A 23294-nucleotide genomic window follows, 5' to 3' on the forward strand; every position below is an offset into this window, starting at 1 on the left:
GGGCTCGATGATGGCTCGAACGGCCGAATATCCCAGACCGAACCACTGTCTCGTGCACATCAGTGACACCCATCTGATCCACGGTGACGGCGACCTCTACGGCGGTGTGGACAGCACGGCGCGACTGCGCCAGATCCTCGACGAACTCGCCGCTTCCGAGGCCGCGATCGATGCACTGGTCTTCACCGGCGACCTGACCGACAAGGGCGACGCCCGCGCCTATGCCACGTTGCGCGGCATGGTCGAGCCGATCGCCGAGGGGCTCGGGGCCGAAGTCATCTGGGCCATGGGCAATCACGATGACCGCGCCGTCTTCCGCACCGAACTGCTCGACGAGCCGCCGCTGACCGGGTCCATCGACATGGTGCACGACATCGGCGGGCTCCGGATCATCACGCTCGACTCGACTGTCCCCGGCTTTCACCACGGCGAGCTCAGTGATGCCCAACTCGGTTGGCTCAGTCGACATTTGGCGACACCCGCCGAATACGGCACCATCCTCGCGATGCACCATCCACCGGTGCCGTGTGTGCTCGACCTGGCCGTGACCGTCGAACTACACGATCAGCAGCGACTGGCAAATGTGTTGCAGGGCAGCGATGTCCGCTCCATCATCGCCGGACACCTGCACTATTCGACCACCGCGATGTTCGCCGGGATACCGGTCTCGGTGGCCGCCGCCACCTGCTACAACCAGGATCTCAACGTCCCGGCCGGGGCGATGCGCGGCCGGGACGGGGGACAGGGTTTCAACCTGATCCACGTCTACGACTCCACCGTGGTCCACTCGGCCGTACCCATCGGCACGTATGCGACTGTGGGTGAATATGTTTCACCGGACGAGACGGCACGGCGGCTGGCCGCGGCCAACATCCGCATCGCTGAGAGCACCCGGCGCAGCGCGGCGGCCCGGAACTAGGCCGACGCCGCCTCCGCGACGGTCTCCCACGGTGCGGCGATGGGGAAGTAGCGGTCGAGGAACCCGGTCACCGTCTGGGTTCGCAATTCCAGATCGACCTCGGGCGTGCTGCCGTCGTTGAGGCAGAAGAAGTCGACGGCCCGGCGTGGCAACATCTTCTCCATCGCCTTGAGTCCCGCCACGGCCGTGGTGTCGATGTACTTCACCTTGGCCTCTTTCTGAACGACCGCGCGGCCGGTCATCAGCGCGTAATAGTGGTACAGCGAATTGGTCACCGAGATGTTGGTACTGGTGCGGAAAGCACTGGCGGCGGTGGCCGCGAACTCCTCGGGAAACTCATCTTCCATTTCCTGTAACACGCTCTTGCGCAACGGTGTTGCAGCATGTTCGAGATGCCGTGTCGTCATCAGTCCGAACCGGTTCTGCAGCAGTCGCCGGTTGACCCTGGCGGCGTTCTCGAAGCCGCTGCGGTCGGCGTCGCTGTATCCGAGTCCGATCCGCGTGGTCGCCTCGATGAACATGCTCACGCCACCGGAGGAGAAGAACGCCTGCGGTCCGACCGGCCGGCCGAAGAACATGTCGTCGTTGGAGTACAGGAAATGCTCGGACAGCCCGGGGATGTGGTGGAGCTGGCTCTCGACGGCCTGCGAGTTGTGGGTCGGCAGCACCGACGTATCGACGAAGAACTCCTCGCTGCGGACGAAGGTCACCCGGGGATCGTCGGCGAGCCACGCCGGACGCGGCGAGTCGGTGGCGACAAAGATGCGGCGAATCCAGGGTGCGTACATGTGGATCGACCGCAACGCGTACTTCAGCTCGTCGATCTGCCGGTATCGTGCCGCCGACGCATCCCCTTCTCCGACAATGTAATTCTGCATTCGCTTGGCTCGCTGCGCCTGGAACTCTGCCGACGACCCGTCGACCCAGGAGAACACGATGTCGATGTCGAAGTTCACGTCGGAGGCGTGCCCGGCGAACATGTTCTCGATGGTCGGCCAGGTCAGACCGTAGCGCTCGACGGTCCCGCGCACGGCCTCGTCCGTCGGGATGGTCCGCCGGGTCAACGAGTTCTCGATCGGCAGGGTGATCTCGGTGTCTCCGAACGACCACAGCTCGATCTGAACCGCGGTCGCAACACCATAATGCAGACCGCTCGTCGGTTCGACCCGCGGTCGGTAGAGCCGGAAGATCCTGGCCTTGGGGGACTGTGAGAGCTTCCCGTCACCCACCAACACTGCCTTACCGCGTTCTGCATCAACGGTTTTGGAGTAGAACGGCTCACGCTCACAGGCCTCGACCATGGCGGTCCTGAACGCGGCGCGATCGGACCACGCGATCGCGATCACCGGCCGTTCGTCATTGCCCCGGACCAGGAGATACTCGATCTCGGTCGCATCGAGGACACCCCGGATGAACAGCAGATCCTCGACCATCGCCTGCTGCGGTGTGGTCGACGAGATGGCCAGCGCGTACCGGCCCTCGAAACCGACGACATTCGGCTGCTCTCGCAGGCGGGCCACCGACGCGGCCGACTCCCGGACCACTGGCTCCGGGATCTCCGGCTCGGGCGGGACGAGGTAGATCTCATGGGGCGCTGGGGGTGTGATGGCAATTCCTTCCGGGGACGGCATACGGCCGAGAGATCCCCGGAACGCCTCCAGTGTAGATGGTCTGCTGCGGCCCGGGCCCGTCACCGGTCGACCCCTCAGCGGGCATATCTCAGGAACAGGAAATCGTCGTGGGCGAGGGCGTGTGCCAGCGTCAGACCACGTGGCTCGACGAGGGGTCTGGCCGGCCGCGCCCGCGGGGTGTGTTCCTGCAGCCCGGCGAACTTCGGCGCCACCGTCAGACACACTTCGTCGATCAGATCGGCACCGACCAGCGCGTCCAGCAAGGTCGGACCCCCTTCGCACAGAATATGTTTCAGCCCACGGTCTTCGAGCGCGGCGATCGCCGCGGGGAGGTCGACGGTGTCGTCACCGACAGCGATGACGTCGACGCCGTAATCCTCGACCCGGCTGCGCGCACGCGTGGTCGTGACGATGATCGGCGGGGGTGTGGCGCCCATCAGTCGAGAGGTGTGCGGCAGAACACCGGAATTGGTGACCACCGCGACCGGTGGTGCGGTCATCTGTCCACGCAGCTCACGTGCTCGGCGGTATGAGTCCTTCAGCACCACCGGGCCGTAGTTCTCCGCGCGAACGGTCCCGGCACCGACGAGGACCACGTCGGCGAAGATCCTCAGGGCCTTGAGCAGAGCCTGGTCGGTGGCACCCGAGATCTGACGTACCCGTCCGTCGAACGCCGCTTCGCCGTCCAGGCTCATGACCATGTTCGCCCGGATGCCGACGGGCGGATCCGCGTACCATTCGACGGCCAGTGCCGTCGTGTCCACCTCACCCGAGGGCAACAACCGCACCTGTGAATCGCTCATGCGTCGTGCCCGGGTTCGAGGTCGCGGACATCGGAGAAGCTCACCAGTTCCTCGGCGGCCGCGGGCGTCACCTCACCGTCGAACGGTTCCAGGAGTATGCCCTGGTGGTCACCGGCGTCGATCCGGCGGATGATCCGCCCGGCGAACCAGGCGGCGGCATCGTCGAGGATCGGCAACCCCTGCGGTCCCTCATGCCACCGGCATCGCTCGAACTTGTCCACCTCGTCACCGGTTTCCGTCCCGAACAGGCGGGCGACGTCGATGTCCTTACGAGCGAGCACATGCACGGCCAGGTGCTCCGCATCCTGTGCCACCCCGAAGGTGTGGTTGCTCTTGGACACCCCGACGAAGAACCGGGACGGATTGATGCTGGCCTGACTCGCGAAGCCGACCAGGCAACCCGAACGTCGATCTGCAGCACGGGTCGTCACCACGAACATCGGGTAATTCAACTGGCCCACCAGCTGCTCGAAAGCGGGTTCAGAGGATTCCTTTTCATTCACCACTTGCTCATCCTTCGTCCCACTGATCACAACCGTTCTCGGACACGTTCCGCTTTCAGTGTCTCCCGTGGAGTAGAACGCAAACCTCACGGTTCATTTGCCCCGCCCACCAGGGGATACGGATTTCGCTTCTACCGTCGCGTGGAGCGTTGGCCTCCACTAGTCTCCATCCATGGCCGAGTGGGGGGAGGTCTGTGGGGATGATGCGCGGACCGATGAGGAATTGCTTGCCGCACATGTGGAGGGGGACTCCGATGCTTTCGGGATACTGATCACGCGGCTGCAGGGTCATTTGTGGGCGGTGGCACGCCGGACCTCGCATTCGGACGAGGACGCGGCGGATGCCTTGCAGGAGGCGCTGCTCAAAGCGCACCGCATGGCCGACGGATTTCGGGCCGACGCCAAGGTGAGCTCGTGGATGCACCGCATCGTGGTCAACGCCTGCCTCGACCGGATCCGCCACAACAAGGCCCGGCCGACGGTGCCGCTGCCCGAGTTCGACATCACCGAGTTGGCCGACCCTCATGACCAGCATGGTGAGGTCGACCTTTCGGTGTCGGTGGGCCGGGCCCTCGACGCCCTGCCGGCCGATCAGCGCGCTGCGATCGTGGCGATCGACATAGAGGGGTACTCGGTGGCCGAGGCGTCGGTGCTCCTCGGTGTGCCCACCGGGACGATCAAGAGTCGTCGCGCGCGCGGACGGGCCAGACTTGCTGTGGCGCTGGGGCATCTGCGGTCACCGGCCGAAGAAGCCAATTCCTAGTCGGTTCATCGGGGGCACCCCACGACGATCTGGTCGGTGGCAACGCGGTCTACTGGTGGGATGGGTTTCACGCGCGCAGAACTCGAGTCATATCGTGATGCGGTCATCCCGGACCTGGTCGGACCCGACTGCCGGCTGTTGTTCGTCGGTATCAATCCGGGCCTGTGGACGGCCGCGACCGGTGCCCACTTCGCCCGTCCGGGCAACCGGTTCTATCCGGCCCTCGCCCGCGCCGGGATCGTCGACCGGGTGATCGACGCATCGAAGGGATACCGCGAAGAAGACCGACAGCTGTTGCTGGACAGCGGCATCGGCATCACCAACCTCGTTCCGAGAGCAACGGCTCGGGCCGATGAGCTCACGCCCGAGGAACTGCAGACCGGTGGCGAACGATTGGTGGAGACCGTCGCCGCGGTGTCCCCGAAGGTGATCGCCGTCGCCGGAATCACGGCATACCGCAGCGCATTCGGGGAACGAAAGGCGGTGTCCGGCCGTCAGGAACGGACCATCGCGGGCGTCCCGGTGTGGGTGGTGCCCAACCCCAGCGGTCTCAACGCCCATGCCAATGTGGACTCGCTGGGCATTGCCTACCGTGAGCCTGCCAGGGCCGCCGGCATCGTCCGATGATGACCCGGTTCACCGATTCGGATGTCGAGGGAACCGACCGAACCCGGCCGACGTCCTAGCTGGGTATCGAGATGACTGGCCATCGAGATGACAGGGAAGCAGGGGTCCGCGCGATGTTCGGTATCGGCAACCGAGTCCAACCACACCCGGACCTTCTCGAACCGCCTTATCGCGTGGATGTGATCGCCGATCTTCACGCCGGTGTCTACCCGGACGATTTCGCGCAGGTACTCAGGCCCCGGGTGCTTGCCGATCCGGACGGCGCCGCCATCTGGAGGGCGCTGGAGGCGACCACCGCCCAGCTGGCCGAACTACCCCCCTCACCGGTCCCGGTACCGCCCTTCGTACAGGAGCGGATCGACCGGACCATGACGGCGATTGCCGACGACAATCGCGACAAAGCGCAGGTCACCTGGTTGTCACGCCGGCGCGGTGCAGTCGCGGTGTCGCTGGCAGCGGCGGCCGCGGTGGTCGGGATCGCGGTGGGGGCCACCTTCGCCTTCACCGCCGATTCGAGCGACTCCGATCGGGTGCCGGTGGCCACGGCGACCGCCCCGGCCGTGCCGTCGACCGCCACCCTTCTCAGCGTCCTCGGCAGCACCGAGAGCACCGGATTCGTGGACCGGGCAGCACAGGATCGGTGTCTGCTCGCCAATCAGATTCCGCCCTCGACCCCGGTCCTCGGCGCCGGGTCAATCGACAACGCCGGCGGCCGTGCCGTGGTGGTCCTGCTGGCCACCGGCACGATCGGTACGTTCGACGCGCTGGTCGTCGGCACCGACTGCACCACGGGCAACCCGGCGACGATCAGCCGGACCACCATCGGCGACAAGTGAGGCGATCGCCACTGCGGCGATCACCCCCACCGGGACGACCGCGAGGTGTCCGGTTACCACGGCCCACACCAGCGGCCCGAGCGCAGCCACCACCGCGGTGATCGCGCCGACGAGCAGGCGGTTGCCACCCTGACGACGTCCTCGCGCGGTCGATCCGGGCACCAGATGCATGAGTGCGGCCGCCAGCAGAACCGAGCCGATGAGATCGCTGGGGCGGTGCCAACCCCAGACCATCAGATCCTGGGAGACAAGCGTCAACCACCCGACGCCGGCGACCGCGGCGATCGGCCCGAGCGAACGTGGTGCGGCCCGCACGATCGCTGCGACGCACCCCGCGGCAGCTGCCGCATGACCGCTGGGGAACGTGTTGGTCACCCACCCGAGTCCCTCGAAGTCGGGACGGGTCAGCAGGTCATCGCGCAGCAACTGCGTGAGTACGATCCCGATCACCGGAAGCACAAGCAGCACAACGATACTCAGTCGCCTGCGGGCCAGCAGGCCCAAACCGATGATCGCCACGGCCGAGACCACCCACAACCTCAGGTCGGTGACCGAGCCCAACCCGACGATGTGGGGGAGATCAGCGGTGGCACCGGTCCCACGCAGGGACAGAAAGGCCCGCTCATCGGCGCGCTGACCGGCCGCGGTGTGGACTGCGAGCAGATACACCGCGATCATCGCGGCCGCCGGTGATACGACCCACAACGCCGACGACAGCGACAGCTGTACGCGCGACGAACGAAGCGGGGACGATCGATACATACGCTCCATGGTGCCGGACAACCCTGTGAGTCCTCTCAGCCGCTGCGTCGCGCCGATGCCCGGGAACAGATGCCCTTAGGCTGATGTTGTTCAAGGCGTTACCCAGTGAAGGAAAGTGGAGCATCGATGACCTCAGCAGGTACCGACACCGTCTACGACGTGATCATCATCGGATCAGGTCCGGCCGGCTACACGGCAGCCGTTTACGCAGCTCGTGCAGATCTGTCGCCCGTCGTATTCGAGGGCACCCAGTTCGGCGGCGCGTTGATGACCACCACTGAGGTCGAGAACTTCCCGGGTTTCCAGAAGGGCATCCAGGGTCCCGAGCTGATGGAAGAAATGCGTGAGCAGGCGCTTCGTTTCGGTGCCGATCTGCGCATGGAAGACGTCGACGCGGTCCGCCTGACCGGCGACATCAAGGAGATCGACGCCGGCGGCGAGACCTTCCGCGCCAAGGCCGTCATCCTCGCCATGGGAGCAGCGGCCCGTTACCTCGACGTGCCCGGCGAGCAGGAATTGCTCGGACGCGGCGTGTCCGCCTGCGCCACCTGCGACGGTTTCTTCTTCCGCGACCAGGACATCGCCGTCATCGGCGGCGGCGACTCGGCGATGGAGGAGGCGACATTCCTCACCAAGTTCGCCCGGTCGGTCACCGTGATCCACCGTCGCGAGGAATTCCGGGCGTCGAAGATCATGCTCGACCGCGCCCGGGCGAACGACAAGATCCGCTTTGTGACCAACACTACGATCGGCCGCGTCCTCGGCGAGACGTCCGTGACCGGGCTCGAACTGGTCAACACCGCCACCGGCGAAACCTCGAAGCTGGACGTGACCGGCATGTTCGTCGCGATCGGACACGATCCGCGCAGTGGCCTGGTCAAGGGGCAGGTCGACCTGGACGCCGACGGCTACGTGCGGGTCGAGGGCCGCACGACCTACACCTCGCTGCCCGGCGTCTTCGCCTCCGGCGATCTCGTCGACCACACCTATCAACAGGCGATCACCGCCGCCGGTTCCGGCTGCGCCGCGGCCATCGACGCCGAGCGCTGGCTGGCCGATCAGGCAGATTCGACCGGACCCGACGTACCGGAGGCAGTCGGGGCAGCAGCGGCTGCGGCCGGGGCCTGAACCACCGACAAACCGCATGATCCGTTCGTCTGAACGGACTGCAACCCAAGCTGTGAAAAGGAGAACACCATGGGAGCAAACACCGTCGTCGTCACCGATGCCACGTTCAAGGAACAGGTACTCGGAGCGGACAAGCCGGTCCTCGTAGACTTCTGGGCCACCTGGTGCGGACCGTGCAAGATGGTCGCCCCGGTCCTCGAAGAGATCGCCGGCGAGAACTCGGAGAAGATCACCGTCGCCAAACTCGACGTGGACCAGAACCCCAACGTGGCCAGGGACTTTCAGATCATGTCGATTCCGACCATGATTCTTTTCGAAGATGGAAAGCCCACCAAGACCATCGTCGGCGCCAAGGGCAAGGCAGCTCTGCTGCGCGAGCTCGACGGAGTGATCGGTAAGTAATATCGTCTCGGGTCGGTAACGGCCAGTCATCAGCAGTGTGACCGTAAAGGTCCCGGACTGGTGCCTGGCCGTATTGGCTCTGTCAGGGGATTGCTGAGACACTGGCTAGCGAGTTCGTGTCCTGGCTCAACGAGCTCCGTGCGGTCGCTCGTCCGTGTTGTCGTTAGAAGGAAGGCCACTCAGATGCCGTTGTTCCGGTTGGGGGATCACGGATCCGCTGTCGCCGAAATACGGGCAATCCTGACGAATCAGGGTCTGCTGGCCGACACCGTTCCCTTGCTGGGAAGGGCTACCGATAGCAACGGCTGGGCGCCACCCGAAGCAGTCTTCGACGCCGAGACCGACCAGGCCGTTCGTGCGTTTCAGCAACAGCGTGGACTGCTTGTCGACGGTGTTGTCGGTCCGGCCACCTTCGGAGCGCTTCATGAGGCCTCTTACCGTCTCGGTGCGCGCGTGCTGTTCTATCAGCTCTCGGCGCCCATGCACGGCGACGACGTCGCAACGCTGCAATCCCGGCTGCAGAACCTCGGTTACTACACCGGTCTGGTCGACGGCCACTTCGGCGGCGACACCTATACCGCGTTGTGCAATTACCAGAGCGAGTTCGGGCTGAGCGCCGACGGCATCTGCGGTCCGGCCACGCTGCGGTCCCTGGAGCTGCTCGGAACCCGCGTCACCGGCGGATCCCCGCACGCGATTCGCGAAGAAGAACACGTCCGTCGTCTCGGGCCGCAGTTGTCAGGCAAACGCATTGTCATCGATCCCGGTTCCGGTGGTGACCATCCCGGTGCCGATCCGGCTGAATCGGCTCTCGAAGCCGAAATCCTCTGGGATCTCGCACGCCGTCTCGAAGGTCGGATGATCGCCGCCGGCATGGAGACCTTCCTGTCGCATTCCGAGGATCAGAACCCGACCGACAAGGAACGCGCCGAGATCGCGAATTCCATCGGCGGCGACCTACTCATCGCACTGCGCTGTGCCCACTACCCGAACAGTAGCGCCAGTGGTGTGGCGTGCTTCCACTTCGGAACCTCCCACGGATCGACGTCGACGATCGGCCGATCGCTGTCGGGCTTCATCCAGCGCGAGATCGTCGCCAGAACCGAACTGCGAGACTGCCGTTCGCATGAGCGCACGTGGGACATCTTGCGGCGCAGCCGGATGCCTGCGGTCCAGCTGGACATCGGTTACATCAGCAATCGCCACGACGCCACCGAGCTGAGCAAGCCAGAGGTACGTGACACGATCGCCGAGGCGATTCTCGTCGCCGTCAAGCGCCTATATCTACTGGAGCGGGACGACCAGCCCACCGGCACGTACACATTCGCCGGATTGCTGGCCTCCGAACAGATTCCGCGCTAGAACGCCTGCCGGCTCGGGGGATACCCGAGCCTCATCAGGGCTGTGGCGTGTTGCGTTGTCCGACGGTCACAGCAGTTCGTTCTCGACCGGCCACATCGATGGCGGCCATCACAACCAACTTCTCGAGCGCGCTCTCGACGCCGGCCTTCCAGCCGAGGTCGGTATCCAGTTCCAGTCGCAGCCGCGGAAAGCGGTGGTGCGCCGACACCACGTCGAAACCGGATTCTTTGAGGAACTCCGCGTCGATCATGCAGCGAGGACAAATGGTTTCGTCACCGACGATCTCGCCGTCACCCTGTTCGGCACTCAGGTCGGCTCGCTCCGACCGCACGATCCCGAATGCCTCGATGGCACGGACTCCACGGCGGGTGAGATCGACGACCACCGCCCGCACCAGATCCTCGGCGGCATTGTCGTGGCCGGGATCCACCCACATCGATGAGAGGATCACCGCATCCGCAGATACCGGGGAAGTGGGGAAGAGGGTCGCGCGGGGGACACTGCGCGGGGGACCGTAGAACGCGGCCCCGACAACTTTGCCGGTCTGGCTATTGACCGCAACCTGTGCGCACGTGCCCCACTCGAGCAGGAGCATGGAGACCCATGCCTCTTTGTCGAACTCGCTCTCGAATGGTGCTCCGCCCACCATGTCGGGGATCAGGTCTGGCTCCATCTCCCAGAACACACAGCGCCGACCGTGTACGGGCAGTGTCTCGAACCCGTCCATGGTGAGCGGCGTTATCGTTACCGACACGGACCCGCCGCCTCCTGAACACACCTGATTGGACCAATTTCTCCGAAGAACACATCTCAGCATATGCGATGAGGGAATCGGAGTCGCAACGAGCGAGGGTGAACGCCAATGCCGTTGTGTAAAAGGACCTTTGGGTCAAAAATCCGCAGCTTCTACACATTGTTGTCACAGTGACGTTTCACCTGCACCCACCGGTACCTGGGATTTCGGGGTGAATTTTCTACCCTTGCGCGATGATGTCCACCAGCCGCTCGAGGTCGCCCACCGATCCGAATTCGACCGTGATCTTGCCCTTGCGCTTGCCCATTGCGACCGTCACGCGGGTGTCGAGTTTGTCCGACAGCCGCTCGGCCACGTCCTGCAAGCCGGGCATCTGGATCGGCTTGCGCTTCGCGGCAGGTGTCGTCTTGCCGTCGTCCCGGTTGGCCAATGTCACCGCTTCTTCGGTGGCACGCACCGACATGCCCTCGGCGACAATCCGGGCTGCGAGGACTTCCTGCGCGTCTGCGCCGGCCTCGAGGGAGAGCAGTGCGCGGGCGTGACCTGCCGACAGGACACCTGCGGCAACCCGGCGCTGGACCGGGATGGGGAGACGGAGCAGCCGGATCATGTTGGTGATCACGGGGCGTGAACGGCCCAACCGGCTCGCCAGTTCATCGTGGGTGACACCGAACTCTTCGAGTAATTGTTGATAGGCCGCCGCCTCTTCCAGAGGATTCAGTTGCACGCGGTGGATGTTCTCCAGCAGCGCATCACGCAGCATGTCGCCGTCGGCGGTCTCCCGGATGATCGCCGGGATCTTCTCCAGACCGGCTTCCTGGCTCGCTCGCCAGCGGCGCTCACCCATGACGAGTTGGTACTCGGCGGTGCCCTCCGGCTCCGCCAGGCGACGCACCACGATCGGCTGCATGAGCCCGAACTCGCGGATGGAGTGGACGAGTTCGGCCAGCGCCTCTTCGTCGAACGCCGTACGGGGCTGCTGCGGGTTGGGCTGGATGCGACCCGGTTCGATCTCCTGGTAGATCGCACCGACGTCATCGATCCCGGCCGGGTCGGTGATGGATGGGGGAGTGGGCACCGGCGCACTCGCGGAGTTGGTGTCCGTTGCCTTCGCCGGTTTGCCCGTGCTACCGCCGTCCACGATGGTGTCGGGGGCGTCAGCAGTGCTCGATGTCGGCGCGGTGCGGCCGCTGCCGAACATGACGTCGGTGGCAGCTGAACCCATCTTCGGGCCACCGTCGGCAGGACCGGTGGGGATCAACGCGGCGAGACCACGTCCGAGACCGCCCTTGCGGGGCGCTGCCTTCGCCGGCTTGCCTGCTCCCGGGGCTTTCGTAGGAGTCGCTTTCGAAGAGTTCTTGTCGTCGGTCACTGCCGGCCCTCCACATCATCTTGAACGGATCGCATTGCCAATTCACGACCGGCGTCCAGGTAGCTCATCGCTCCACGTGAACCCGGGTCGTACTCAATGATTGTGCTGCCGTATCCCGGGGCCTCAGAGACCTTCACGCTGCGCGGAATGATCGTGTTGAGGACTCGGTCACCGAAGTGCGCGCGGACGCTCTCAGCGACCTGGTCGGCGAGTTTTGTCCGGCCGTCATACATCGTCAGAACAACGGTCGACACGTGCAGTGCGGGGTTGAGGTGGGCCTGCACCAGGTTGATGTTCGAGAGCAATTGGCTCACGCCCTCGAGCGCGTAGTACTCACACTGGATCGGGATCAACACCTCTTGGGCAGCCACCATCGCGTTGATGGTCAGCAAGCCCAGTGACGGCGGGCAATCGATGAGGATGAAGTCGAAGTCATACCGATCGAGGGTCTCCCGGTCGAGTGCGTTGCGTAGACGGTTCTCCCGCGCCACCATCGAGACCAGCTCGATCTCCGCGCCTGCCAGATCCAACGTCGCCGGGACACAGAAGAGGTTCTCGTAAGACGAGCTCTGGACGATCGTGTCAGCGAACGCGACCTCGCCGATCAAGAGTTCGTAGACCGACGGAACGCCGGAACGGTGATCCACACCCAGCGCTGTGCTCGCGTTGCCCTGGGGGTCCAGGTCTATCACCAGAACCCGAAGCTGATGTACGGCCAGTGCGGCGGCAAGGTTGACCGCCGTGGTGGTCTTGCCGACGCCGCCCTTCTGATTGGCGATTGTCATGATCCGGGTGCGCGGGGGGCGGGGGAGTGAACCCGACCCTCCCGGGGTCAGCACCCGGCTCGCACGCTCTGCCGCCGCAGCGATAGGGGTGTCGTAATGGGTTTGGGGTCTGGCCTCATATCCGGTGGTTTCACGTGAAACTGTTTCACGTGAAACATACGGTTCATTGGACACGCTTTCGCTCCTTCGGCTACGCCTACCGAACATTCTGCGCTCTGTCACCGACGTCCACCAATTCGAGTGGCAACAACGACTGTTGTCGGCGTTTCGAGTATCTCAGAACCGCACGTTTCAACATGAAGGTTCGACAGTCCAATCCGGCCCAGCGTTCCCTGATGCTCAGAGATCTCGTCCGCAGCGGACGATCCTTTGATCGCCAGCAGCCGGCCCCCGGGCCGCAGTAGGGGAACACACCACTTGGCCAAGCGGTCCAGTGGGGCGACCGCACGCGACGTCACGACATCGGCACCGCCGACTGTCTTCTTGACTTCCTTCTCCTCGGCCCGCCCACGGACAACGCGCACATCGAGCCCGAGCTCCGCGACGACTTCTTCCAGGAAGGTCGCTCGGCGCAAGAGGGGCTCCACCAACGTCATCCGCACGGACGGCTTCGCGATGGCCACGGCGATGCCGGGCAGTCCGGCTCCGCTGCCGATATCGACCACATTCTCGCCGTCGGCGAGGAGGTCTCCCATCACGGCGCAATTCAACACGTGACGTATCCAGAGGCGGTCCACTTCCCGCGGTCCGATCAGCCCTCGCTCGACTCCCGCGCCGGCCAGACTCGACCAATACCGTTCCGCGAGCGGCAACCGCTCACCGAACACTGCCCGGGCGGCCGCCAGTGTCTTCTCACCCTCGGGACCCTCGAACTCTGCTGACAACGTTCATCCTCCGTTTCACGTGAAACATCACCGCGTTCTGGTGCGGAGCACCGAACCGCGGACAAGCAAACTACATCGGTGTAACTAATGGTTCGAGTCTAAAGTCTCCCGACCATCGCCCGGGGAGCGATGGTCGGCACAGTGAACAGTGGGGGAGAGCGGGACCATTCCGGTCCTGTCGCCCAGCCGCCGAACACCGAGACGGCGCGAGCACTTCCGTCCACCCAACACCAAGTATCAACAACGCAATGGGCCCCGGCGAAACCGCCGGGGCCCATTGCAGTCGAACACTGGAAGATCAGGACTTGAGGACTACAACACGGCGGTTGGGCTCGGTGCCTTCGCTCTCGGAGTACACACCCTCGACAGCGGCGACCGCGTCGTGGACGATCTTGCGCTCGAAGGGGGACATCGGATCCAGCGTCTCGCGCTCACCATTCTCGAGGACGCGCTCGGCGACCTCGGTACCCAGCTTGGCCAACCGCTCCCGACGATCGGCACGCCACCGTGCCACGTCCAGCATGAGCCGACTGCGATCTCCGGTGGTGCGCTGCACCGCCAGCCGCGTCAGCTCCTGGAGTGCATCGAGGATCTCACCGTTCTTGCCGACCAGCTTCCCGAGATCGGAGCCACCGTCGATGCTGACGATTGCACGATCTCCGTCGACGTCGAGATCGATGTCTCCGTCGAAGTCGAGGACGTCGAGCAGTTGCTCGAGGTAGTCGCCGGCGATCTCGCCTTCTTCTACCAACCGCTCCTCGTCGGACATCTCCGGCTCATCCGACGCCAACTCGGCAGCGGTGTCGTCGGCCGTAGTCTCTTCGTTCACGTCTTCGACAGCGACGTCTTTGGCCTCTGCACTCATCGCATTACCTCGCTTTGTACTGTTCCGGGGAGCTGACCGCGCATCGTGTCAGCGCCTTTTCTTACGTCGTGGCTGGTTGCCGCTCGGGCGTCCACCGGCAGGCTTCTTCGCATTATTCGAAGCGGGGGAGCCAGCGGCCTTGGACTTGTCCTGGGTCTGCTTCACCACCGGGGAATCCTTGGACCCGGTCGTGCCGTCGGCTGCGGCGGCGTCGGCGTCTGACTTCCCCTTGGACAGATCGACAGCATCGGCCTTCGTGGTGTCGACGGCCTTGCCCTTGACCGGCTTTGCACCCGGCTTCGGCTTGCCGGACACACCCGGCTTGGCGCCTGGCTTGGGGGCATTCTGTGAGCGCTTCTCCAGCTTTGCAGCCTTCTCTTCTTCTTCTTCTTTCTCGATACGACCGAAGACGAGGTGCTGCTGACCGTAGGTCCAGAGGTTGTTCGAGACCCAGTACAGGAGGATCGCGACGGGGAAGAAGGCACCGGACACCAGGATGCCCAGGGGGAAGACGTAAAGCGCGAGGTTGTTCATGATCCGCGTCTGCGGGTTCTCCAGGGCCGCTTCGCTCTGACGAGCCACCGAGGCCCGCGAGTTCATGTGCGTCGCGATGGAGGAGACGATCACCAGCGGGATCACCAGCCAGATGATGTTCGCGCGGGTGAAGTCGACGACGCCGGTAGGGCTGAATGCCACCCATTCCGTTTCCGGCTGGCTGATCGCTGCCGACAGGGGCACACCGAACAACCGGGCGTCGAGGAAGTTCTGAACGAGCTCAGGACTGAAGATGTAGTTGGAGGTGTTCCGGGTCTCTTCGGCCGTCATGCCGAGCTGACCGAAACCGGTACCCATCCGGTTGAACGACCGCAGCACGTGGAACAGACCGATGAACACCGGGATCTGCGCGAGCATCGGCAGGCAGCCGAGGAGTGGGTTGAACCCGTGCTCCTTCTGGAGCTTCTGCATCTCCTCGGTCATCTTGACCCGGTCCTTGCCGTACTTCTTGCGGATCGCCTGCATCTGCGGCTGGATCTCTTGCATCTTCCGCGTGGTGCGGATCTGCTTCACAAACGGCTTGTACAGAATCGCGCGGAGAGTGAAGACCAGGAAGATGACGGACAGTGCCCAGGCAATTCCGTCCCAGCCCGAGCTATCCGGCAGGACTTTGCTGAACAGCCAATGCCATACCCACATGATCGCCGAAACCGGCCAGTAAATGAAATCGAGCACGTCGTCAGTTCCTCACTGTTACAACACAATCGGCTCTGCAGCCGAAGAAGTTTGAGCCGGATCCCGCGGGCTGCCCGATGTCGCATAATCATCGGGTTCAGCCTGGCGCCGACAGCGGCGCTCGGGGATCGGGTCGTAGCCCGGTTTGTGCCAGGGTCCACATTTGGCGAGCCGCACGATGGACAACAGCCCGCCTCGGAAGAATCCGAATTCGGTCAGTGCCTCGACGGCGTAGGTACTGCAGCTGGGTTCAAAACGGCAGGTCGGTAGCCGCATGGGGGAGACCCACGTGCGGTAGAGCTCGATCAAGAAGATGACAGCCCGGCGCGGCCACATCGCCACCGCGTGACGAAGACCCGCTACCGAGCTCATCACGCCGTCGATTCGATGCGGCGTTGCGCCTTGCTCAATGCACCGACAAGTTGCTGTTCCAACTCTGACTCCGAACAGGTGGCACTGCCGGGCAACGCCCGGACAACCACCATTGTGGACGGCTCACACTGGGCAAGCAACGGCCGAGAGGCCGCACGCAGCCGGCGTGACACCGCGTGGCGGGTCACGGAATTGCCCACCGACTTGCCCACGATCAATCCGATCCGTGGTCCGCCGGTGGTGACAAAGTCCGGGTGCGACGGCCTGTAGACATGCGCAACCACATCACGCCGACCAACCCGCACCCCATTTTTCAGAGTGCGGGTGAAGTCCGATCGCCGGGTGATCCGGTTGGGCGGAGCCAACACGAGTTGCTGCGGCCTGCTACGCGGGCTGCGGTGCCGTGCCGACTCAGGCCGTCAAGCTCGAGCGTCCCTTGCCACGACGTGCGTTGACGATCGCGCGTCCAGCGCGGGTCCGCATGCGCAGGCGGAAGCCATGCACACGTGAACGACGACGGTTGTTCGGTTGGAAAGTCCGCTTGCCCTTGGCCACGGCCAAATCTCCTCATGGTGATGGGCTCGCTTACACAATTTGAGCCCAGCTTGTTAATCGGTGGTCTGTTCGCTACCTCGAAGCATCGGATGCTGAGCAACCTTTGTACAGGTTTACTCACCGCGGCCGGAATCGACGTTTGGCGACCGTTCGAGACTACTGACGACGGGCGGGCGGGTCAAACCCGCCGCTGAAAGTACGAACCGCCCCCGACCTGCGACATCGACCATCGACACGCCTCACGGCATCGGATTCTTGCCTTTACCTGCAACATGTGGTTTTCGGTTGTGACCCCTGACCAATGTCTGTTAACTTCACCGAAGCTATCCACCCGGGGCGGAATCGCGATCACCCATCTGGGGTTCGCTGTTGTCTCGCTGTTGTTCCACACCTGTGGATAACGGTGTGGACAATAGGTGACGAACCCACCAGGAGGGATGACCATGCCAGCCGATTCCGATCACGATTCTTTCACAGTGATCTGGAACAAAGTCGTAACCGAGCTCAACGATGACAGCACCGGGAACCGACTTCCACTCTCAAAACAGCAGAAGGCCTGGCTCTCACTCGTCCGCCCGCTGACGCTTGCCGAGGGCTTCGCACTGCTGACCGTTCCCACCCAGCGTGTGCAGGAACAGATCGAACGCGGACTCCGTGAACCGATCGTCACCGCGCTGAGCCGGCATCTGGGCTATTCGGTCGATCTCGGTGTGCGGATCGATCCGATCGCCGCCGCCGACACACTCTTCGATCCGTACGAGGCAGATCGGGCGAAATCGGAGCGGGCCGAGAACAAAAAAGCTCCTGTCGGGCAACCGGCAGTCGGGCCCGGACCGGGCCAGGTGCCGACCGACCCCGCCGGCCCCGGAGTCGCGCGCCCGGAAGAGGGTGACAGCCGATACCTGCATTCCGTTCCGCCGCTGCCGCCCGAGACCTTCGCCTCCCGCGACCGTGATCTCGGTCGCACCGGGGCCGCCGAGTGGTCCGGATACTTCTCCGCGGCATCGTCGAAGTCGGATTCGAGTGGCGACTCGAGCCTGAACTCGAAGTACACCTTCGACACCTTTGTGATCGGTGCCTCGAACCGTTTTGCCCATGCCGCGGCCGTGGCCATCGCCGAAGCGCCGGCACGTGCATACAACCCGCTCTTCATCTGGGGTGAGTCAGGACTGGGCAAGACCCACCTGCTCCACGCGGCCGGTCACTACGCGCAGCGACTGTTCCCCGGAATGCGGGTGAAGTACGTCTCCACCGAAGAGTTCACCAACGACTTCATCAACTCGCTCCGTGATGACCGCCGGGTGGCTTTCAAGCGCCGGTACCGCGACATGGACGTGCTCCTCGTCGACGACATCCAGTTCCTGGAGGGCAAAGAAGGTATCCAGGAAGAGTTCTTCCACACCTTCAATACCCTTCACAACGCGAACAAACAGATTGTCGTCTCGTCCGATCGTCCTCCCAAACAGCTTGCAACGCTTGAGGATCGGCTTCGTACCCGCTTCGAATGGGGTCTGATCACCGATGTCCAGCCGCCGGAGCTCGAGACCCGCATCGCCATTTTGCGCAAGAAGGCGCAGATGGATCAGATCCGGGTACCCGACGATGTGCTCGAGCTGATCGCGTCGAAGATCGAGCGGAACATCCGCGAACTCGAAGGTGCGCTCATCCGCGTGACCGCGTTCGCGTCGCTGAACCACTCCGAGCTCGACACCGCGCTCGCCGACGTGGTGCTCCAGGCCCTGCTCCCGGACTCGGCAAGCCTGGAGATCACCGCAGCGACGATCCTGGCCGTCAACGCCGAGTACTTCGACATCAGCATCGAGGAACTGCGTGGGCCGGGTAAGACCCGATCAATCGCACAGGCCCGCCAGATCGCCATGTACCTGTGTCGGGAACTCACGGACCTCTCCTTGCCGAAGATCGGTGAGACGTTCGATCGTGACCACACGACGGTGATGTACGCCGACAAGAAGATCCGTAAGGAAATGGCCGAGCGTAGACGCGTCTACGACCAGGTCCAGGAACTGACCGCACGGATCAAGCAGCGCTCACGCCGCTAGCGGCGCAGCACCACCGATAGAACCCCCCCACAGCGGGCGGCCTGATGGCCGCCCGCTGTTTTGTCATTGCCTGCGTGGCGCTGTGCCAACGCCGGCCGAAACCACATCCAGAGCTGCCCGCCGAAGCTGTTCGTCGGCCCCAGATCAGCTCGGACCGAAGCCACTCTCAACCTCACATCGAGACTTCGCCGATCGTGTGATCTCACAAAAAGAGGGCGACCTCGGCGCCGCGAGCCTGTGTACAACTCAGTGGATAACTCCGATTTTCTGTGGATAAACACTGAACGTTCCGGCAAACACCGAGGACTGTTCACATGCCGGCCATGTTGTTCCACGAATGGCCAAGAATTCGCTACCAACCCCTCAGGGGGTCCTACCTGGCAAATTTGGTAGCTGTCCACAAATTCACAGTGCCTACTACTACTACGAATTTATCCATCAACAAATCTCTTTAAAAGTGGGGCTGTGCACAAGTTGCTCCACACACGCTCCCGGCGATCGACCGTTCGATGGCACTGGGCACCCCCATCGGCACCGAATACTTGGGATCGGCCCTAGAGTGGAGACCCTGACGCCTGCGCTCGTCAGATGTTCTGCGTCCGCAGGCAATCTGTTGCGCATCGGAAAGTTCAATCAAGAAGGGCAAGCTGGAGACTATGAAGTTTCGGGTGACTCGTGACGAGTTTGCAGATTCGGTCGCGTGGGTTGCGCGCAGTCTGCCCAGCCGACCGCCGGTACCGGTGCTCGGTGGCGTCCTGCTGACGGTCACAGATGCGGGTTTGTCCGTATCGGGATTCGATTTCGAGGTGTCTGCGCAGGTCAACGTGTCGGCAGAAGTTGCTGATGAGGGTCAGGTCCTGGTCTCGGGCAAGTTGCTGGCCGATATCACCCGCGCCCTGCCTGCCAAGCCCGTCGATGTCCAGCTCGACGGCACCCGCGTAGCCATCGTCTGCGGCAGTGCGAAGTTCTCGCTGCCCACCATGCCGGTCGAGGACTACCCCCAGCTCCCTGATGTTCCTGACAAAACCGGCTCCATCCCGGCCGATGTGTTCTCCGAGGCGATCACGCAGGTTGCCATCGCAGCCGGGCGCGACGACACCTTGCCGATGCTCACCGGAATCCGGCTCGAGATCGATGGCACCACCGTGGTCCTGGCCGCGACCGACCGGTTCCGGCTGGCCGTTCGCGAGCTCACCTGGACCCCTGAGGTGCCCGACACGACCTCCGCGGTCCTCGTCCCGGCCAAAACCTTGTCGGAAGCGGCAAAAACTGCGGGTGCCGACGGCAGCTCGGCTGTCGGACTGGCGTTCGGTTCCGGTGGCAGCATCGGCGCCGATGGGCTTCTGGGCATCGTCGGTTCCGGCCGCCGGACCACCACCCGTCTGCTCGATGCCGAGTTCCCCAAGTTCCGGCAGTTGCTCCCGGCCACCCACACCTCCGTGGCCTCGATCGAGATCGCGCCGCTCACCGAGGCCATCAAACGTGTCGCCCTGGTCGCTGAGCGTGGCGCCCAGGTGCGTCTGGAGTTCGGTGAGGATTCCGTGCTGCTGACCGCCGGCGGCGATGATGCCGGCCGCGCCGAGGAGCAGGTCGACGTGAAGTTCTACGGCGAACCGCTGACCATCGCCTTCAATCCGGGATATCTGCTCGATGGGCTGAGTTCGCTGCACTCGTCATCGGTCGACTTCGGATTCACCACCCCCTCACGGCCTGCCGTGCTGCGTCCGGGGTCCGAAAATGAGCCGTCTCCTGACGGCAACGGTGCCTACGCTGCACCGAACAGTGAGTACACCTATCTGCTGATGCCGGTTCGTCTGCCCGGCTGAGTTGCCTGACCTGCGGTGCCCGGGCGGCGAGCTGCGCATATCTGATCGGTCTCGATGAGAATGAGGGAGGCGCCGGAGGGTCGGGTGAGACCTCGACGTCCCCCCGACCGGGATTGACTGCGAGCACCGTGATCGGCACGAAGATGGGGACGACCATGCAATTGGGTTTGGTGGGACTGGGAAAAATGGGTGGCTTCATGCGCACCCGGCTCCGGGACGCCGGCATCGAGGTGGTGGGTTACGATCCGAGACCGGACGTGACGGATGTGACCTCGCTCGCCGAGCTCGCAAGCGCGCTTGCCACGCCGCGGATCGTCTGGGTGATGGTGCCCTCGGGTGAGGCCACCCGATCGACCGTACGTGTGCTCGCCGACACCCTGTCCCCCGGAGATCTGGTCATCGACGGTGGGAACTCGAAATACACCGATGATGCCGTGAACGCAGAACTGTTGGCGGCCAACGGAATCAATTACATCGACTGTGGTGTGTCCGGCGGTGTGTGGGGCCTGGAAAACGGTTACGGATTGATGTGCGGCGGCGCCAAGGACGACGTCGAGCGGGCGATGCCGATCTTCGACGCCCTGCGCCCGCCGGGCGAACGCGCCGATGGATTCGTCCACGCCGGCCCGGTCGGCGCAGGTCACTACGCCAAGATGGTGCACAACGGAATCGAATACGGACTGATGCACGCCTATGGTGAGGGCTACGAAATCCTCGACGCCGAACCACTGATCGAAGATGTCACCGGAACGCTGCGGGCCTGGACCAACGGCACCGTCGTGCGCTCCTGGCTGCTCGAACTGTTGGTGAAGGCCCTACAGGAAGATCCGGGACTTTCGGAAATCTCCCATTACACAACCGATTCCGGTGAAGGACGCTGGACCGTCGAGGAAGCGGTCAAGCATTCGGTACCGGCCAACGTGATCTCTGCTGCACTGTTCGCCCGCTTCGCCTCTCGTCAAGAGGGTGGCTCGCCCGCCCTCAAGGCGGTGTCCGCACTGCGGCAACAATTCGGTGGACACTCGGTGGTCCAAAAGTCGACGACATGACCGGGAGTTGATCCGACGAGGTGTATGTCCGTAATCTGACGCTGCACGATTTCCGTTCCTGGGAGCAGGTGTCCGTCGAATTGACCCCTGGAACAACGCTTTTCGTCGGCAGGAATGGCTTCGGCAAGACGAATCTACTCGAGGCCCTGTATTACTTGTCGGGCCTGCGCTCGCATCGGGTCAGCACCGATGCGCCGTTGATCAGGTCTGGTGCGGAGCAGGCGAGATTGTCGGCGACCGTGGAAAACGACGGGCGTGAACTGACCGTCGATCTGCTGATCGTCGCGGCCAAGGCCAACAAGGCGGCGATCAACGGTGCACCGCGCCGCCGTCCGCGGGACATCCTCGGGATCCTGCGGACCGTGATGTTCGCGCCCGAAGACCTGTCGCTGGTCCGTGGCGATCCGGGGGAGCGACGACGCTTTGCCGACGAACTGACCGCTGGGCGCGGTCCGCGATGGGCCGCGGCCAAGGCCGACTACGACCGGGTGCTGCGCCAACGGGCGGCACTGCTCAAGACCGCGTCGGCGGCACTGCGGCGTGGCGGGGGTGAGGCCGATTCGGTGATCAGCACCCTCGACGTCTGGGACGCTCAGCTCGCCGAATACGGGTCGCAGGTGACCGCGGCCCGGATCGATCTGGTGGCTGAGCTCGAACCCCATGTCCGCCAGGCATATTCGACCATCGCACCACAATCACGACCGGCATCGCTGTTGTACCGTTCGTCGGTGTCGGAGAATGTGATCCCGGCGGCCGGGGAGAAGGCCGACGTCGAATACATCGAAGCGGTGATGCTCAATGATCTGGCGATGCTGCGTAAGAAAGAGATCGAACGGGGTGTGTGCCTGGTCGGTCCGCATCGAGACGACATCGATCTGATGTTGGGCAACGAACCCGCCAAGGGCTTCGCCAGTCACGGGGAATCGTGGTCGATGGCGCTCTCGCTGCGGCTGGGGTCGGTCGAATTGGTCCGGGCAGATGGGGTCGAACCGGTGCTCATGCTCGACGATGTGTTCGCCGAACTCGACGCCAAACGCCGGGAGAAGTTGGTCGAGGTGGCCGAAGGTGCCGAACAGGTCCTGGTGACCGCAGCGGTGGCCGACGACATCCCCGCGCAGATCGGTGGCCGCACCGTCGCGGTCAACATTGTCGAATCCGAAGGTGTTCGGACCTCAGAGTTGGTGGTACAGGGATGACCGAGAGCGATTCGAATCGAACAACCGGTGGTGCCGACACGCCGCAGGAAGGCGAACCGGGTAACAAAAATCCGGGCCCGAGTGGCTACGACATGGCCCGCAAGGCGCTCGAGGATGCCCGCGCGGCAGCCCGGGCGGCCGGGAAATCGGTAGGTCAGGGCCGGGCCTCGCCGGCCGCCCGCAAGCCAGGATCACGTCGCCCGGCCCGTCGCACCTGGACCGGTGCGGGCCCGGATCAGTACGACCCGCAGCCGTTCGGGCGGCTCGTGGGCGGTCTGGCGGGGCGCCGCGGCTGGAGTGACAAGATCAGCGAAGGTACCGTCTTCGGATCCTGGGACCGCATCGTCGGTGAAGAGATCTCTTCGCATGCTCAACCGAAAGCACTGCAGGACAAGGTTTTACACGTGACCGCCGAGTCAACGGCGTGGGCCACCCAATTACGGTTGGTCCAGGCCCAGATCATCGCGAAGATCGCTGCGGTGGTGGGCGACAACGTGGTGACCAGCCTGCGGATCACCGGTCCGCAGGCGCCGTCCTGGCGTAAGGGTGAACGCCACGTCCGCGGTCGCGGACCGCGGGACACCTACGGATAGAACCGCCGGCCGGGTCC

General features: G+C 64.0%; 24 protein-coding genes and 1 pseudogene. 12 read left to right on the top strand and 13 right to left on the bottom strand.

The window, feature by feature from the left end; all coding sequences use genetic code 11:
* Nucleotides 1-7 precede the first annotated feature (7 nt).
* The gene (locus AC51GT_RS10025; RefSeq protein ID WP_496324356.1) at nt 8-919 is read left to right on the top strand and encodes a phosphodiesterase; all 912 of its coding nucleotides are present in this window, start codon (nt 8-10) and stop codon (nt 917-919) included.
* Here AC51GT_RS10025 and AC51GT_RS10030 read toward each other — a convergent pair.
* From AC51GT_RS10030 to AC51GT_RS10040, 3 genes are all read right to left on the bottom strand, one after another.
* Complete coding sequence (locus AC51GT_RS10030; protein WP_496328657.1) at nt 916-2550, bottom strand: stealth family protein; 1635 nt, start codon at nt 2548-2550, stop codon at nt 916-918. The two genes, AC51GT_RS10025 and AC51GT_RS10030, sit on opposite strands and share 4 nt — an antisense overlap.
* A 74-nt stretch (nt 2551-2624) precedes the next feature.
* Nucleotides 2625-3353 carry a pyrimidine reductase family protein gene (locus AC51GT_RS10035; RefSeq protein ID WP_496328658.1) on the bottom strand — a complete coding sequence of 243 codons (729 nt, stop codon included), beginning with the start codon at nt 3351-3353 and terminating at the stop codon, nt 2625-2627.
* Nucleotides 3350-3859 (bottom strand): flavin reductase family protein, encoded by a 510-nt coding sequence (locus AC51GT_RS10040; RefSeq protein WP_496328659.1) that lies wholly within the window; start codon nt 3857-3859, stop codon nt 3350-3352. Before AC51GT_RS10040 ends, AC51GT_RS10035 begins: the two co-directional genes overlap by 4 nt.
* Before the next feature lie 169 nt (nt 3860-4028).
* Between AC51GT_RS10040 and sigM the strand changes: the two genes are divergently transcribed.
* The 3 genes from sigM (at nt 4029) to AC51GT_RS10055 (ending at nt 6082) form a co-directional block, all read left to right on the top strand.
* Nucleotides 4029-4619: an RNA polymerase sigma factor SigM gene (sigM, locus tag AC51GT_RS10045; protein WP_496328660.1), complete on the top strand. Its 591-nt coding sequence runs from the start codon at nt 4029-4031 to the stop codon at nt 4617-4619.
* 60 nt (nt 4620-4679) lie between these two features.
* Nucleotides 4680-5246: a mismatch-specific DNA-glycosylase gene (locus tag AC51GT_RS10050; RefSeq protein ID WP_496324361.1), complete on the top strand. Its 567-nt coding sequence runs from the start codon at nt 4680-4682 to the stop codon at nt 5244-5246.
* A gap of 71 nt (nt 5247-5317) precedes the next feature.
* A complete protein-coding gene (locus AC51GT_RS10055; RefSeq protein WP_496328661.1) occupies nt 5318-6082 on the top strand; it encodes an RsmA family anti-sigma factor in 765 nt (254 codons plus the stop codon).
* Between the two features lie 171 nt (nt 6083-6253).
* On the opposite strand, the pseudogene AC51GT_RS10060 reads toward AC51GT_RS10055, so the two are convergent.
* Nucleotides 6254-6853 (bottom strand): annotated as a pseudogene (locus AC51GT_RS10060) (phosphatase PAP2 family protein); the annotation flags it as partial.
* A 117-nt stretch (nt 6854-6970) separates the two neighbouring features.
* On the opposite strand from AC51GT_RS10060, the gene trxB reads away from it, so the two are divergent.
* The 3 genes from trxB to AC51GT_RS10075 all read left to right on the top strand — a co-directional run bounded on the left by trxB (nt 6971) and on the right by AC51GT_RS10075 (nt 9736).
* A complete protein-coding gene (gene trxB, locus AC51GT_RS10065; protein ID WP_496328662.1) occupies nt 6971-7972 on the top strand; it encodes a thioredoxin-disulfide reductase in 1002 nt (333 codons plus the stop codon).
* 69 nt (nt 7973-8041) lie between these two features.
* On the top strand, nt 8042-8374 hold the full coding sequence (trxA, locus tag AC51GT_RS10070; protein ID WP_496324364.1) for a thioredoxin: 333 nt from the start codon (nt 8042-8044) through the stop codon (nt 8372-8374).
* A 183-nt stretch (nt 8375-8557) separates the two neighbouring features.
* Nucleotides 8558-9736, top strand: coding sequence for an N-acetylmuramoyl-L-alanine amidase (locus AC51GT_RS10075; protein ID WP_496324365.1), 1179 nt, complete (start codon nt 8558-8560; stop codon nt 9734-9736).
* A 34-nt stretch (nt 9737-9770) separates the two neighbouring features.
* Here AC51GT_RS10075 and AC51GT_RS10080 read toward each other — a convergent pair whose 3' ends face one another.
* From AC51GT_RS10080 to rpmH, 9 genes are all read right to left on the bottom strand, one after another.
* The gene (locus tag AC51GT_RS10080; protein ID WP_496324366.1) at nt 9771-10490 is read right to left on the bottom strand and encodes a hypothetical protein; all 720 of its coding nucleotides are present in this window, start codon (nt 10488-10490) and stop codon (nt 9771-9773) included.
* 220 nt (nt 10491-10710) lie between these two features.
* Nucleotides 10711-11751 (bottom strand): ParB/RepB/Spo0J family partition protein, encoded by a 1041-nt coding sequence (locus AC51GT_RS10085; RefSeq protein ID WP_496328824.1) that lies wholly within the window; start codon nt 11749-11751, stop codon nt 10711-10713.
* 107 nt (nt 11752-11858) lie between these two features.
* The gene (locus AC51GT_RS10090; protein ID WP_496324623.1) at nt 11859-12854 is read right to left on the bottom strand and encodes a ParA family protein; all 996 of its coding nucleotides are present in this window, start codon (nt 12852-12854) and stop codon (nt 11859-11861) included.
* A gap of 11 nt (nt 12855-12865) precedes the next feature.
* Nucleotides 12866-13531 carry a 16S rRNA (guanine(527)-N(7))-methyltransferase RsmG gene (gene rsmG / locus AC51GT_RS10095; RefSeq protein WP_496328663.1) on the bottom strand — a complete coding sequence of 222 codons (666 nt, stop codon included), beginning with the start codon at nt 13529-13531 and terminating at the stop codon, nt 12866-12868.
* Between the two features lie 298 nt (nt 13532-13829).
* On the bottom strand, nt 13830-14396 hold the full coding sequence (locus tag AC51GT_RS10100; protein WP_496328664.1) for a Jag family protein: 567 nt from the start codon (nt 14394-14396) through the stop codon (nt 13830-13832).
* A 48-nt stretch (nt 14397-14444) separates the two neighbouring features.
* Nucleotides 14445-15626: a membrane protein insertase YidC gene (gene yidC, locus AC51GT_RS10105; RefSeq protein ID WP_496328665.1), complete on the bottom strand. Its 1182-nt coding sequence runs from the start codon at nt 15624-15626 to the stop codon at nt 14445-14447.
* Nucleotides 15627-15644: 18 nt separating this feature from the next.
* Nucleotides 15645-15998: a membrane protein insertion efficiency factor YidD gene (yidD, locus tag AC51GT_RS10110; protein ID WP_496328666.1), complete on the bottom strand. Its 354-nt coding sequence runs from the start codon at nt 15996-15998 to the stop codon at nt 15645-15647.
* Entirely contained in the window at nt 15998-16366 is a 369-nt protein-coding gene (gene rnpA / locus AC51GT_RS10115; RefSeq protein WP_496324370.1) for a ribonuclease P protein component, read from the bottom strand. The genes yidD and rnpA overlap by 1 nt, the downstream gene beginning before the upstream one ends.
* Before the next feature lie 43 nt (nt 16367-16409).
* A complete protein-coding gene (rpmH, locus tag AC51GT_RS10120) occupies nt 16410-16553 on the bottom strand; it encodes a 50S ribosomal protein L34 (RefSeq protein WP_495513869.1) in 144 nt (47 codons plus the stop codon).
* A 443-nt stretch (nt 16554-16996) separates the two neighbouring features.
* Between rpmH and dnaA the strand changes: the two genes are divergently transcribed.
* From dnaA to AC51GT_RS10145, 5 genes are all read left to right on the top strand, one after another.
* The gene (dnaA, locus tag AC51GT_RS10125) at nt 16997-18613 is read left to right on the top strand and encodes a chromosomal replication initiator protein DnaA (RefSeq protein ID WP_496328667.1); all 1617 of its coding nucleotides are present in this window, start codon (nt 16997-16999) and stop codon (nt 18611-18613) included.
* 656 nt (nt 18614-19269) lie between these two features.
* On the top strand, nt 19270-20439 hold the full coding sequence (gene dnaN / locus AC51GT_RS10130) for a DNA polymerase III subunit beta (protein WP_496324372.1): 1170 nt from the start codon (nt 19270-19272) through the stop codon (nt 20437-20439).
* Between the two features lie 155 nt (nt 20440-20594).
* Nucleotides 20595-21488, top strand: a complete 894-nt coding sequence (gnd, locus tag AC51GT_RS10135) for a phosphogluconate dehydrogenase (NAD(+)-dependent, decarboxylating) (protein ID WP_496324373.1) — start codon at nt 20595-20597, stop codon at nt 21486-21488.
* Between the two features lie 20 nt (nt 21489-21508).
* Entirely contained in the window at nt 21509-22684 is a 1176-nt protein-coding gene (gene recF / locus AC51GT_RS10140; protein ID WP_496328668.1) for a DNA replication/repair protein RecF, read from the top strand.
* Nucleotides 22681-23277, top strand: a complete 597-nt coding sequence (locus AC51GT_RS10145) for a DUF721 family protein (protein ID WP_496328669.1) — start codon at nt 22681-22683, stop codon at nt 23275-23277. Before recF ends, AC51GT_RS10145 begins: the two co-directional genes overlap by 4 nt.
* Nucleotides 23278-23294: the final 17 nt, after the last annotated feature.

This window comes from Williamsia sp. z34, assembly GCF_059553395.1.

What these genes read in the sequence shown, in the direction of transcription:
- AC51GT_RS10100 (WP_496328664.1), bottom strand. Translation starts at nt 14,396, where the DNA reads ATGAGTGCAGAGGCCAAAGACGTCGCTGTCGAAGACGTGAACGAAGAG.
- AC51GT_RS10075 (WP_496324365.1), top strand. Translation starts at nt 8,558, where the DNA reads ATGCCGTTGTTCCGGTTGGGGGATCACGGATCCGCTGTCGCCGAAATA.
- yidD (WP_496328666.1), bottom strand. Translation starts at nt 15,998, where the DNA reads ATGAGCTCGGTAGCGGGTCTTCGTCACGCGGTGGCGATGTGGCCGCGC.
- AC51GT_RS10050 (WP_496324361.1), top strand. Translation starts at nt 4,680, where the DNA reads ATGGGTTTCACGCGCGCAGAACTCGAGTCATATCGTGATGCGGTCATC.
- AC51GT_RS10055 (WP_496328661.1), top strand. Translation starts at nt 5,318, where the DNA reads ATGACTGGCCATCGAGATGACAGGGAAGCAGGGGTCCGCGCGATGTTC.
- AC51GT_RS10030 (WP_496328657.1), bottom strand. Translation starts at nt 2,550, where the DNA reads ATGCCGTCCCCGGAAGGAATTGCCATCACACCCCCAGCGCCCCATGAG.
- AC51GT_RS10145 (WP_496328669.1), top strand. Translation starts at nt 22,681, where the DNA reads ATGACCGAGAGCGATTCGAATCGAACAACCGGTGGTGCCGACACGCCG.
- AC51GT_RS10025 (WP_496324356.1), top strand. Translation starts at nt 8, where the DNA reads ATGATGGCTCGAACGGCCGAATATCCCAGACCGAACCACTGTCTCGTG.
- dnaA (WP_496328667.1), top strand. Translation starts at nt 16,997, where the DNA reads ATGCCAGCCGATTCCGATCACGATTCTTTCACAGTGATCTGGAACAAA.
- dnaN (WP_496324372.1), top strand. Translation starts at nt 19,270, where the DNA reads ATGAAGTTTCGGGTGACTCGTGACGAGTTTGCAGATTCGGTCGCGTGG.
- trxB (WP_496328662.1), top strand. Translation starts at nt 6,971, where the DNA reads ATGACCTCAGCAGGTACCGACACCGTCTACGACGTGATCATCATCGGA.
- sigM (WP_496328660.1), top strand. Translation starts at nt 4,029, where the DNA reads ATGGCCGAGTGGGGGGAGGTCTGTGGGGATGATGCGCGGACCGATGAG.
- trxA (WP_496324364.1), top strand. Translation starts at nt 8,042, where the DNA reads ATGGGAGCAAACACCGTCGTCGTCACCGATGCCACGTTCAAGGAACAG.
- AC51GT_RS10035 (WP_496328658.1), bottom strand. Translation starts at nt 3,353, where the DNA reads ATGAGCGATTCACAGGTGCGGTTGTTGCCCTCGGGTGAGGTGGACACG.
- gnd (WP_496324373.1), top strand. Translation starts at nt 20,595, where the DNA reads ATGCAATTGGGTTTGGTGGGACTGGGAAAAATGGGTGGCTTCATGCGC.
- AC51GT_RS10090 (WP_496324623.1), bottom strand. Translation starts at nt 12,854, where the DNA reads ATGTTCGGTAGGCGTAGCCGAAGGAGCGAAAGCGTGTCCAATGAACCG.